The following is a 12976-nucleotide window of genomic DNA, read 5'->3' as shown; positions in this document are numbered from 1 at the left end:
TACCGGTGCTATTTACCTATTCTGCTGAGTATTTATCAATTACTTTTTTGAGATCGATTCCTTTACCAAGTACAGGTTTAAAAATGTCACCTACACTTTCCAGTCTTTCAATCGCATTAAATATGGTAAAATCACTCATCTTAAGACCTTTTTTTACCTCTTCCCAATATAAAGGCATCGAAACAGTCGCTCCTGGCTTAGGTCTTACTGAGTATACCGAGGCAATAGTTGCATGCGGTCTGTTCTGTAGAAAATCCAGGTACATCCGTCCTTTCCTATTTTTTACTGTACGTTCTAGACTCGTAAAATTTGGAAGTTCCCGATTGATCAAGGTTACGACAACGCGTGCAAATTCTTTGGATTGTTCGTAGGTATACTTATTATTCAAGGGAATATAGATGTGAAGACCCGTAGATCCACTAGTCTTACAATAGCTTGGCACACCCATATCATCCAGCAATTGCTTGGTAACTTGGGCAGTCTCAATAACCTGATTAAATGAATTTTGGTCAGGATCAAGATCAATAATGCAGAACGTCGGATTGTCTGGTTTTTTAACGGTGCTATTCCAGGGATTCATTTCAATACAGCCCAGGTTGGCCATATACAGTAAGGTCGCTTCATCTTTCCCGACAAGGTACAGTTTGTCCTTTTGATCTGTCTCACTTTTATATAGGTAAGTTTCAGCCCATTCGGGTGCGCTGTCTGCCACATTCTTAAAATAGAAACCTTCTCCTTTTATACCATCAGGGAAGCGGTTCATGCTCTGAGGCCGATCTTTGAGATAGGGCAATATATAAGGCGCGATCTGGTAATAGTAATTGATGAGATCGCGCTTGGTAATTTTCTCATCTGGCCAAAAAATCTTATCCAGATTCGTAAACTTCAGATCTTGTTTATTGACCTTTTTGACCTGCGTTTTTTCTGTCGGATTTAATAAAGTTTTTCGTTTCATCTTACCTTGGGCAACAATAATATTTTTCTTTGAATCATTTACAATCTTCTTGGTAGATTCCTCTTTTTCCAGAACAATACTTTTTGGATCTTTATCCTCCCGCAATCCTATAAATGAAGGATGACGCATCACGCCATCTGTCGTCATTTCGGTAAAACTAACCTCACAGATTAGTTTTGGTTTTAGCCAGGTGACATTTGCATGTGGCGGGTCAGGTCGGAATCTAGAGGCTTTATTGACATCAGGTTCTGTACTGAATGGAGATTTATCAGCAGTTACTTGATTAAACTTTTCCAGCATCTCTTTTTGCAGCTTGTCACTGAAACCAGTCCCCACCTTACCGGTGTAAACCAGTTTTTTCCCTTCATATACGCCCACTAGAATGCTGCTGAATACTTTACTTGAACCATCGTTTTTTGTAAAGCCTCCAATAACAACTTCCTGCCGCTTATTTGCTTTAATTTTTAACCAGTCCTTTGTTCGAGCATGTACATGGTAAGCACTATCTTTACGTTTTGCCATAATCCCTTCCAGCCCCATTTCTCTTGCAGTTTCTAAAAACTTGATCCCTGAAGTATAAAATGGCGTACTCAACTTAATGGTTTCGCTCGTTGATAAAATTTCATGAAGTATTGCTTTGCGATCAGTTAAAGTTAATTTGGTCAGGTCCTTTCCTTTATACCATAAAATATCGAATACATAATAGAGTAAATCTCCATCCGCCTCACTACGCCAGTTCTGCAGTGCACCGAAATTGGCATGCCCGTTCTCACCCACAACAACAATTTCACCATCCAAAATAGCTTCCAGCTTCATCGCTTTTAGCTCTTCATAGATGGGGTAAAATTTCTCGTTAAAACTCTTATCATTACGAGATTTAATTTCAGTTGTTTTATTGCCATTTAAAAAAGAAACAGCTCTGTAACCGTCCCATTTCACTTCATAAAGCCACTCATCGTCATCAAAAGGTTGATCAGTCAGTGTGGCCAGCATAGGCTCGACATGCTCATAGAAATCTTTTTTAGGCGTTTTTTTTAGAAGCATCGCTAGGTCGATATCATCACCCTCAGTTTCATCCGAAGTCGAAAGTTTTTCTTCGATACTTGCGGAAGCTTTTTTCTTGCCAGCAGGCTTATCTTTGGAACTACTTTTCTGAGTTGTCTTTTGTCCATAAACACGATCCGGGGACTTTTCCATCTGAGCGATGCTCTTTTTAGAAATAACAGATTTATCCTTTAGGGTGATATCTTTATCACTCGCATATTTATCATCCAGCTTCATCAGCAACCAGCTATTTTCAGCCTTACCATAAGCCTTGACCAAGGCAAATTCGCCCTTCAGCTTGTTGCCGTTAAGCTTAAATTTAAGTTTACCGGCTTTTAGCTGTTTTAAAAGCTCTTTTTCCTGTTTTTTGACATCGCCACCTACAGAATCAGCAGGTTCATAAGTTCCTTCATCCCAAACAATGACTGTTCCACCACCGTATTGTCCCTTGGGAATCACGCCTTCAAAATTCCGGTAATCAAAAGGATGATCCTCGACCATCATGGCCAGTCGTTTAATATCAGCATCGAGCGATGGCCCCTTTGGTACAGCCCAACTCTTAAGAACACCATCCATTTCTAGGCGGAAATCATAATGCAGATGGGAAGCAGCATGCTTTTGTACCACAAATCTTAATTCTTTACCAGAAGACTTACCGCCAAAAGGTTCTGGCGTATTCTTTTGAGATCGTTTTTCACGATATTTATCTAAAGTCATAATTCATGAGTTATACGTTGAAAAAGAAACCACTAAGTAGCCTTACCTTTATGTTCCCAATGATCTTTGACGGTATTGCCCTCATCGTCGATTTTTAGTCTTCTGGCATATCGGTCTCCGATAATATTTCCGTTAGAATTCTTCTTCCCTATAAAAAGCATAATTGGCCTCCCTTCATCATCCGTTTTAAACATCAGATCGTACCGTCCGAATTTCTGCTCCATCATTGTTAATGGGGCATACTGTTTTACTAAAATTTTTAAAATTGGCTCTTTTAATGACATACCGTAATTATAAAATAAGTACCAGGTTCCATATTGATCTAAGAACACACCTATTACGCGTATAGTTCTAATGATCATGAAATCGGGTATTTTATCATAATAACGGGCATAAACCACTGCTCCATTTCCAGTAAATTGTGAAATGGAGCGGTGGGATCTTAAAAACTATTTTTAAAGGACGTATTACTATTCATTTTTTGTACGTTTACACCATTTGTAAAGATCCATCCAGAGCGTACTAACTGCTGCTATCGACAAGCAAAACATCAATTGCTTAAATCCCAGATCCGTCATGCTAAAGAAATCGGAAACAGGTTTAACATACAGCATCATCAACATAAACAGTAAAGTAATGCCGGTAATGTAATAGATAAGACGATTCTTATACGTAATGGTCTCGTATATATAGTAGTAAAAAGAACGGTTCATAAAACTCAGAAGGATATTAGCAAAGATTAATGTCGTAAAGACCATACTCCTAACCGTTTTCTCGTCTCCTCCCTGTCTCACGGTATATTGATAGATAAAAAGAACACCTGCAGAAATCACCAGACCCTGAACCACACTGATCATCAGTTCTTTCCAATTTAAAAAAGTCTCCGATATAGGACGTGGTTTACGCTGCATGGCATTTTTTTCCATGGGCTCATTTTCATAGACAATCGAACAGGTAGGCCCCATTACCAGCTCCAAGAATATAACATGTATGGGCGTGAAAATCTGCGGATATACCCAACCCAAAAAGAGCGGTAGTGATACCGTCAGAATAATGGGAATATGAATAGAAATAATGTATTGAATCGCTTTCTTAATATTGGCATAGATGCGTCTACCTGCTGCAATTGCAAGCACCAATTTAGAAAAATCATCTTCAATAAGAACGACCGTTGCGGCTACCTTCGCTATTTCAGTTCCTTTATGCCCCATGGCTACACCGATATGTGCCGCTTTCAGTGCCGGAGCATCATTTACGCCATCACCTAACATGGCTACGACTTCACCTTGGCGCTTAAGCGATTTCACCACGGCCAGCTTAGCCTCCGGATACATGCGAGCAAAGAGGGTAATTTCTTGTACCTTTTTGTCCAGCTGTTCCTCAGAAAGCACAATCAATTCTTTACCTTCGATATGGGCAGATGCATTTTTTATACCAGCCTGTGCTGCGATAGAACCGGCCGTATTGGAGTTGTCTCCGGTAATCATTTTAACTTTGATCCCGGCTTCATAGATTTGCTGGAATACCTTTTCTATCCCTTTCTTAGGCGGATCGTAAAAAACAACAAAGCCGACAAAATCAAACGGAAAATCCTGCTGTTTTTCGGGAAATTCATCGCTTCCATAAGTGGCAGATGCAACTCCCAGTACCCGATAACCTTTCTGGCCAAACTGATCAACCAATACCCGCAATGATTCTTTTTTTTCATCCGCAAGCCGGCTCACTTCGAGAATAGCTTCGGGTGCGCCTTTTGCGGCAATAATACGCTCACCCTTATTATTTCTAAATAGATGCGTCATCATTGGCGGTTTTCCTTCCAAAGGATACTCATGAAATAATTCAAACAGTGCACGCCGATCATTTTTTTCAGTCTCCTCGTAAAGGCGATGGAGTTCTTTCTCCATAGGATCGAAAGGTACAGGTTCGCTGGCCCACATAGCTGTCTGTATCACACTTGCAATTTCGGGCATATGGTAATCCTGCTCATTAGCCGTAAGCTGACCGGTCTCGCTGTAAACAGCAACCAGATGCATCGTATTTTCGGTTATCGTGCCTGTTTTATCCGTGCAGATAACTGTGGTGCTCCCCAAGGTTTCAACAATGCTCGATTTTTTAATAATAACACCGTCCCGCATGAGTCTCCATGCTCCCAGAGCCATAAAAGTCGTAAAAGCCACAGGAATCTCTTCAGGAAGAATCGACATAGCCAAAGTAAGACCATTTAAAAGACTGTCAACAAAACTTTTGGTCTGAAAATAATTGGCCATACATACCAATGAAAATACCACTAGTCCAACAAGTGCCATCTTTTTCACAAAGCGCTCAATCTGTAACTGTAAAGGTGATTTTTCATTGGTAATTAAAGCAATCGAGTGCCCTATCTTTCCCAACTTCGTCTGCTCGCCTATTTCCTGCACCTCAAAAACAGCCAGCCCCGACACCGTGATTGTTCCGCTATACACCTTATTGTCTGTACTATCCACTTCCTTGAAAACCGAAAGGCTTTCACCGGTAAGAGAAGATTCATTTACAGAAAAATCATTACTGTGCACAATACGGCCATCGGCATTGATAATCTGGCCTTCTTCAGTAATACATAAGTCGCCGACAGCTATTTCATGAGTTTTGATCGCAACGATCTGACCATCCCGAATCACTTTGCTTAATGGCTCATTTAACTTTTCAAGAGCCTGCATCGCATTGCGGCTTCGGGAATCCTGATAAAAAGAAATGCCCGATACAAAAATCACCGCACCAAACATAAAATAAGCTTCGGCATAGTTCCCGACAACTAAATAAATGACAGAAATCATGATCAATAAGATCAACATCGGTTCTTTAACGATGTTGATCAGTAAGCGCCATGTACCGTTGTTACGTTTAGTTTTTAGATCATTATAGCCATACTTTTCAACAGACTGCTTAACTTGATTTTCATTAAGCCCTTTCAGATCTTTAGGAATAGGATAACCCATAGCGGTATCAGTTAGATATTCAGAAAGTTAACACATTTATTTCAAAGAAAACATAATTAAAAAATAATAGTTTTTAGAAGAATAATTTCATTTCCTTTTTATACCTTCATTACCAATATATCCATTATTAATGACAGTACAATGCGTAGATTCTTTTCATACCTGATGTTGTTTTTCTTCCTCGTATTTTTTCTACTGGAAAGCCAAGCACAGCAAATAAGCTCCACTTATTCTGATAGCACTATCACTAAAAGATCTTTTATTAAGCGAATTCCCTATAAAGAACTCATTGTACCAGTAGGCCTGATGAGTTATGGGCTCATTGCTTTAGAAAGCCATTTTTTGATCGGCCAAAATAAAGATCTCCGAGATGAGCTGCGAGAAAATATTGATCGCAAATTTTCTGTAGATGATTTTAGTCAGTATGCAGGCACAGCAAGTATCTTTGCTCTCGATGCTTTTGGTATCAGAGCAAAACATAATCTCAAACAGCGTCTTTTCACTGCTGCAGTTTCCAATGCCATTATGACGGCAACGGTCATATCCATTAAAAATACGGGTAACGTATGGCGACCGGATAGCTCCGCCAACAATTCTTTTCCTTCAGGACATACCGCTACAGCATTTGTGGGAGCAGAACTGCTCTGGCAGGAATACAAGGATCGATCTATTTGGTATGGTGTGGCAGGATATGCTGTCGCTGCAGGAACAGGATTCTTTCGCATGTACAATAATAAACACTGGCTCTCTGATGTCGCTATGGGAGCCGGAATAGGTATCCTAAGTACTAAAATTGCCTACTGGATGCTTCCTCTAATTGACCACAACAAGCAGAGTCAAAGTGTTACTTATATGTTTATTCCCGGTTACAATGGCAAACAGCTAACCATAGCAGGAAATATTCGCTTTTAAGTATTTCCTGCCTTCAAACAAGGGTAACCCTAGGTATTCTAGACTTACTTAACTAAATATATCCCTTTTAATTCTTTAACGAACTATTCCCAATGAAGCCATTTGGTCAATACGGCACGTAATGTCTGTTCAACTATAGGTTTAACAACAAAATCATCCATTCCTGCCGCTAGACATTTTTCTTTTTCTCGTAGTACATTTCCTGCTGTTAAAGCAATAATAGGTGTTCTAGCTCCTACTTCTTCCTTACGGATTACTTCAGTTACTTCATAGCCGTTCATAGCAGGCATCTGAATATCCATCAGAACCAGATCAGGATGCATTTCCTTAAAGATTGCAAGCCCCTGTCTTCCATCTTTAGCTTCCAGAACTTCGATTTCCGGTATGATGTTCCGGATCAAGATAGTTGCAAGACGTATGTTAAATTCATTATCTTCAACAATAAGAATTTTAAGGCCTTCTCCATTGCGCGAATCCTGAGAAACGGGAATAATATCTTTTTCAGTCTCCTGAGCTTCTATCTTTGAAAGAACAGTATACAGATCATCAAGTTTTACCGGATTTTCAAGCCAATGCCGGATACCTAAGGATGCGCAGATGCTGCTCATATTTCCCTCGCTAGAATCAAAGATCGGTATCACAGCGTGATTATTGTCGATACTAAATAATTTTTCTTTCATCTTTTTGATGGTTTCCATACCGTTCATTATTGGCAGGTCATTGTCAATAATAATAGCATCGTACTGATTTCCCTTCATTAACAATTGTAACGCTTCAAAACCATTCGCCGCTTCGGAAACTTTAATATGCTGCAATTTTAACATCTGTGCTAAAAGCGTTCTGCTAGCAGCACCATTGATCACGATCAATACCTCTCGAATAGTTTGCAGATTTAACCATTCGCGTACCTCACCATCATCATAGCGCACGCTAAGATCAAAATAAAAACGGCTCCCAACAAGATATGTGCTTTCAAGCTTTAGCCCGCTACCCATCATCTTCAGCAGTTTATTGGAAATAGTTAGTCCCAGGCCCGTACCACCGTATCGTTTCGTGGTCGAGGCATCTTCTTGAGAAAAGGCATCGAATATTTTCTCCTGTTTTTCTGCTTTTATACCAATGCCCGTATCCCGGACACTGAAGCGCAAGCTGGTCAGATCATCCTGCCTACATAAGAAATCGACACGTAGCTCAATTTCACCTTTCTCCGTAAATTTCTTAGCATTGCTCAGTAGGTTCATTAATACCTGCTTAACACGAAGGGAATCGACCCAGATATATTGCGGTACGTCCTTCGAGATATTTAAATGAAATTCAACGTTTTTACCCTGTCCCTGAATGTTCAAAAAAGTAGTTACTTGGGTGAGCACTTCGTAAAGATCACATTTATCAATATCCAGCTCCAGCTTCCCGGCTTCAATTTTTGAAAAATCGAGAATATCATTAATGATACTCAACAGTAAAGTAGCGGACTGATCTACAATTGACAGGTATTCTCGTTGGGTATCATCGAGCGTGGTTCTGGTCATCAAGTCTGTAAAACCGATAATTCCATTGAGAGGTGTCCTGATCTCATGGCTCATATTTGCTAAAAATTCAGATTTCGCAATACTACCCTGTTCAGCAAGAACTTTTGCTTTTTCCAATTCTTCACGTTGATGTATAATCTTGCTGATATCGGTCGCTATACCCAGATAACCGATAATATTTTCTTCAACATCATGAATGGCAGTAACCGCAAGCGAAACATATAATAATTGTCCATCTTTTCTTACGTAAGTCCACTCTCTCTGCTCGGCACCATAGAGCTCAGGTTTTTCAACAAAAACGCGAAATCCTGCTATTGGATGTCCCAATTCCATAGTCAGTTCATTCTCACGTATCCGAATCTCATCCTGTAAATGGAAAAGTGAAGGTGTAAATTTGCCGATAATCTCCACACTGCTGTAACCAAGAAGATTTTCTGCACCTTTATTAAACAGGGTGATCAATCCGTGATTATCTGTCGCAATAATACCTACAGCAGATGTCGCTTGCAGAACATCCTCCAGTAACTTTTTAGATTTTAAAGATTCAGCTTCAATACGCTTACGTTTGTCAATATCTTGAAAAGTACCATATAAACGAATACATTGACCATTATCAAACTCCGCATTTCCAAGTGCCCGTACCCACAGTTCTTCACCTGTAAACGTGACGATCTCCATCTCCAGGTCCCATGAAATCCCCTTAGTAATAGCCTCATCAATAGCTTGGCTTATTTTTGTTCGACTGTCACCCTCCTTATAAAAATCTAATCCTTGAGCGATATCAGGTTGATAATTAGGTGGAACACCATGAATTTCCTTTGTTATATCAGACCAGGTCAGATGCTTTTCAAGCAGATTATACTCCCACCCACCTATTCGGGCCACTCTTCCTGTCCGCGTTAACATCGCCTGAGTATTTTTTAAATCTTTCTCAAGAAAATGCTGTTCTGTGATATCAACAGCATTACCGATGACATACGGTTTTTTATCACCATTCGGTTGCAGAATGTTATTGAATAACCAGATACGTAATTCACCCGACTTTGTTTTAGTGCGCATCTCTCCTTTTGCCGTACCGGTTTTAACAAGCTGGTTGAGGTATGCATCTAAATTTTTATGTCCTTTAGTAGGAATAATATCATAAAGAGACAGTTTTTCAATTTCAGCTCTAGTATAACCTAAGATAGATGCACTCGCATTATTAACTTTAAGCAGATTACCTTCCAGATCATGCGTACACATCAGACTTTGGGAATTATCAAAAAATGCTTTTAATTCCCGTTCGCTTTCTTTATATCTTTCTTTTTCTTTTCGATTGATAATCAGGGACACGACCTCATCACGAAGCAGCGACAGCACCTGTTTTTGATCTGAACTTAAGTCTTTAGGCTCCGTGTCTATAACACAAAGCGTTCCCAGAGCAAAACCGTCTGGATCAACCAAAGGAAATCCTAAATAATACCGGATGTAGGGATCCGAGGTAACAAGCTCATTATTTTTGAATCGTTCATCTTGTTGAGCATCTGGAACCTCCATAAAATTACGATCTTTAATGGCATACTGGCAGAATGCCAAGCTTCGGGAAGTTTCTCTGACATCAAGGCCAACCCGGGATTTAAACCATTGCCGGTTCTCATCAATTAAGGAGATCAGTGAGATAGGAACACCACACACAAGCGAAGCTATCTTGGTAATACGGTCAAAATCTTCTTCGGGTTGCGTATCTAATATTTCGTAATTATATAGTGCATCTAATCGCTCCGACTCATTTGTTTTTACTGGTCCCTTATTCATAACTTCAATATCAAGTATTATCAATAATTTTAAGACTTCAGGTTTTTATAACTGCATATTAAGTCATAAGTAACTGTCTAACAGTCTGATTTTTCTTCAAAAGAAGTAGCAGGCACGACAATTTTTTAAAAATGTTATAATGACTTTTAAAGATAATGAATTCTACGCAGATATTAATTTAAAAATAATTTATATTATGCACTCAACCACATTATAACGATAATTAAAATACTAATATTTATGTAGTATTTCCAATTTTTTTTTTCGATTACCTTTTAGGCTAGCATACATATATATAGTACAATGATATTACACTGTATGTAAATCATTGTTAATAAATACTAATGAACATATACCGAGTCAGAGGAGTAAAAAAAGAAAGGATATTTCTCATACCGTCGCTTCTTTTAAATTCATGTTATTTAAAGCTATTTAGTTATCGTCCTTAATCGAAATACGAACAACATAACTAGAAACAAAGACGACAATCTGATATCATGAAAATGCTAGTTATGATATCAAAAAGGAGACTCCTGACAGAATCTCCTTTTCAAATTTAATATCCAGCATTGTCTCCAGTAAACGTAACCCCAGCGCGACATACCATTAATTCACGAATTAAAAGACAGCTTTATTTCAATAGTGTTTCTGTTTTAGTCAGAAAATTCTGAATAGCATCTTTTATATTGATACCGGATCTTTCTGCTAATACGATCAACCACCAAATATTTTCACCAAGTTTATGCTCCAGTTCAGGTTCCGAACCAATTTTGGGCCAGCGTTTCTGTTGCGACATAATGTTCCGACCGATCAGTCCAGCGTCGGTTAAGTAAGCTAAAGCATCTTCTTCCCAAGTCCATTCGCTTCCATGATGCATCATCTCCAGCTCGTGGTACTTTTTCCTGATTTCTATTGAGCGACGAATGATTTCGTCAAAATTATCTTTCTCCATGATTATATATTTTTATATTGCAACAAATCTGCCTTCACAAACAGTATTTTACCATTTTTAAATTTGATATCAAATGATCCCCCGATTTTGCCTTCTGGAAAATCACCTGTAAATCGTACCTCCAGATATACATGCTCTTGTCCCATTTCCATTAAATTCATTTCTTCTATCTGCGTATTATACCCAATAAAGTATTTATCAAAATATACCTTAATACCATCATATTTCTCAAATTTTATTCCTAAAGACACATCATCTAAGATCGCTTCAGGTAAATAAAATGAGAGATATTTTTCAGTATTGAATGAATTGCTCGCAGCAATCCATGCAGTAATAAACTGTTTTATATCCATTTGTTTATTTTTTAACCCATACAGGTGTAATTGTTAAGATTTTCTTATAAATTGGACATGTTTCAGTATGTGCACCATGTAAATAACCGATGCTCATTAAAAACTCATTTACAATTTCACCGCCAGTAAAACGGAATGTTTTCTTAAAAAGTTTTACCCATTCTTCTTTAGTATTTAAATAATGGAGTTCTAGCCATTTTTCAAAACTGCCATATTCCTGTTGCAGTATTACAATAGTTTTTGCATTCTCAATAGCAGCATTCACCTTCAATTTATTGCGGATAATTCCTGGATCGTTTAAAAGGCGTTGCTGTTCTTTTTCTGAATAGGATGCTACTTTTTTTAAATCAAAATTATCATACGCCTTACGAAAATTGTCCTCTTTTTTTAAGATCGTTTCCCAGCTCAGCCCTGCTTGATTAATTTCCATAATCAAACGCCCGAAAAGCTCATTGTCATCATGTATAGGAAAACCGTAATAATGATCATGATACTTTTGATGAAGACTTCGTCGAGGCTCTATCATCGTTGAAATATACTCGCAATAACTCATAACGTAATATTTAAAATTTATACTGATACAAAGATGATTACATCTAAGTGCTTAAAATTCGCCTAAATGGTGGTTTTCGTTGCCATATTTACAATTTCTAGTATAATACTAAGCTAGGTCAATTAACTTAAGGTCGGGAATATCATTTAAAATATATTCTCCATAGGCAGAACCTGGTGATTGGTAACCAATTTTGAAATCATCACTTAATATACGATTTGCGACTGCTATCACAGAAAGTGGTGTAAGTTCATAACCCGATGGAGTATCAAGATATGCTTTCACTACTTCACCGTCTCTTCCTATAATCTCTGCCGTTATTCCATTTCGTCCTGCTGCTCGTTCTTCTTTTGTTGGACCGTCCGGAAGATTTTCAGATGTTAACTCCGGTAAATCCATAGCAGGTAGTTTTAAAGAGAAATATTCTTCGATATTGGGAATACCTGTAGTTTTATAACTCAGGATAATTCCTCCCAAAGAAGTCGGTATACATGCTACATCTTCATCGCCAAATGAAAATATCCTAGATCTAGGATCTGGATTCTTAATAATTACACCGTTTTTACGAACTAATATACCCAAATCTGCAATGTTTTTGCTACTTAAAATTGACCCTTTGGAGAATCCACCATAGTGACGAAAACCGACACTCAAGTATTCGGGCTCGATTACTAATTTAGATAAATGGGCAACAATCGCATCATAGCTTACAAAAAAACCTGCCCCGGATATGAGTTGGATTCCTGCTGCTTTAGCTCTGTCATCAAACGACTCTGCCAAAAGATAAGATTCTAATTCCGCACTGATATCCAAATAGTGGACAGCAGCTTTCAAGCATGCTTCCATTGCTTGTCTGGCTGTGGAGGCATATGGTCCAGCAGCATTGATCAAGACCTGTTTATCAGCCAACGCAATCTGCCAGGAGCTCTTATCATGTACTTCAAAAACATGGTATCCAACATTTAGTTCATTCGATAAAGAACGAATTTTGCTCTTGTCACGTCCAGCTATTTCAAAATCAATATTTAATTCTCTTGCTCTAGCTGCAATGATTTTACCAGTATATCCTGTAGCTCCATAAAGGAGCATTTTTTTCTTTTGGGTCATGTCTAATTCTTTTAAAATATTATTATGAAAACGAAATACAGGGAAAGATTACGCTAGATCATTTCTACTATATTTCATACTTTTA

The 12976-nt window shown here is 38.4% G+C and carries 9 protein-coding genes; 1 reads left to right on the top strand and 8 read right to left on the bottom strand.

Going from position 1 to position 12976, the window contains the following annotated elements; all coding sequences use genetic code 11:
* Window positions 1-16: 16 nt before the first annotated feature.
* From ligD to HCX49_RS06070, 3 genes are all read right to left on the bottom strand, one after another.
* Window positions 17-2716, bottom strand: a complete 2700-nt coding sequence (gene ligD / locus HCX49_RS06080) for a DNA ligase D (protein ID WP_168126511.1) — start codon at window positions 2714-2716, stop codon at window positions 17-19.
* 32 nt (window positions 2717-2748) lie between these two features.
* Window positions 2749-3078 (bottom strand): hypothetical protein, encoded by a 330-nt coding sequence (locus HCX49_RS06075; RefSeq protein ID WP_237682726.1) that lies wholly within the window; start codon window positions 3076-3078, stop codon window positions 2749-2751.
* A gap of 108 nt (window positions 3079-3186) precedes the next feature.
* Window positions 3187-5691, bottom strand: a complete 2505-nt coding sequence (locus HCX49_RS06070) for a cation-translocating P-type ATPase (RefSeq protein WP_168126510.1) — start codon at window positions 5689-5691, stop codon at window positions 3187-3189.
* A 141-nt stretch (window positions 5692-5832) separates the two neighbouring features.
* Here HCX49_RS06070 and HCX49_RS06065 point away from each other — a divergent pair, with 141 nt between their 5' ends.
* Window positions 5833-6603: a phosphatase PAP2 family protein gene (locus HCX49_RS06065; RefSeq protein ID WP_237682725.1), complete on the top strand. Its 771-nt coding sequence runs from the start codon at window positions 5833-5835 to the stop codon at window positions 6601-6603.
* 83 nt (window positions 6604-6686) lie between these two features.
* On the opposite strand, the gene HCX49_RS06060 is transcribed toward HCX49_RS06065, so the two are convergent.
* The 5 genes from HCX49_RS06060 to HCX49_RS06040 form a co-directional block, all read right to left on the bottom strand.
* The gene (locus HCX49_RS06060) at window positions 6687-9926 is read right to left on the bottom strand and encodes a response regulator (protein WP_168126509.1); all 3240 of its coding nucleotides are present in this window, start codon (window positions 9924-9926) and stop codon (window positions 6687-6689) included.
* 631 nt (window positions 9927-10557) lie between these two features.
* Window positions 10558-10878 (bottom strand): MazG-like protein, encoded by a 321-nt coding sequence (locus HCX49_RS06055; RefSeq protein ID WP_021191740.1) that lies wholly within the window; start codon window positions 10876-10878, stop codon window positions 10558-10560.
* A gap of 2 nt (window positions 10879-10880) precedes the next feature.
* Window positions 10881-11231: a hypothetical protein gene (locus tag HCX49_RS06050; protein WP_021191739.1), complete on the bottom strand. Its 351-nt coding sequence runs from the start codon at window positions 11229-11231 to the stop codon at window positions 10881-10883.
* Between the two features lie 4 nt (window positions 11232-11235).
* Window positions 11236-11784: a DNA-3-methyladenine glycosylase I gene (locus tag HCX49_RS06045; RefSeq protein WP_031289291.1), complete on the bottom strand. Its 549-nt coding sequence runs from the start codon at window positions 11782-11784 to the stop codon at window positions 11236-11238.
* Between the two features lie 108 nt (window positions 11785-11892).
* Window positions 11893-12891, bottom strand: a complete 999-nt coding sequence (locus HCX49_RS06040) for a saccharopine dehydrogenase family protein (RefSeq protein ID WP_168126508.1) — start codon at window positions 12889-12891, stop codon at window positions 11893-11895.
* Between the last annotated feature and the right edge of the window lie 85 nt (window positions 12892-12976).

Source organism: Sphingobacterium sp. B16(2022) (assembly GCF_012030425.1).
GTDB classification, from domain to species: Bacteria; Bacteroidota; Bacteroidia; order Sphingobacteriales; family Sphingobacteriaceae; genus Sphingobacterium; species Sphingobacterium anhuiense.
Note: the sequence above shows the minus strand (reverse complement) of the source record. Positions and strands in the feature narration are given on the sequence as shown.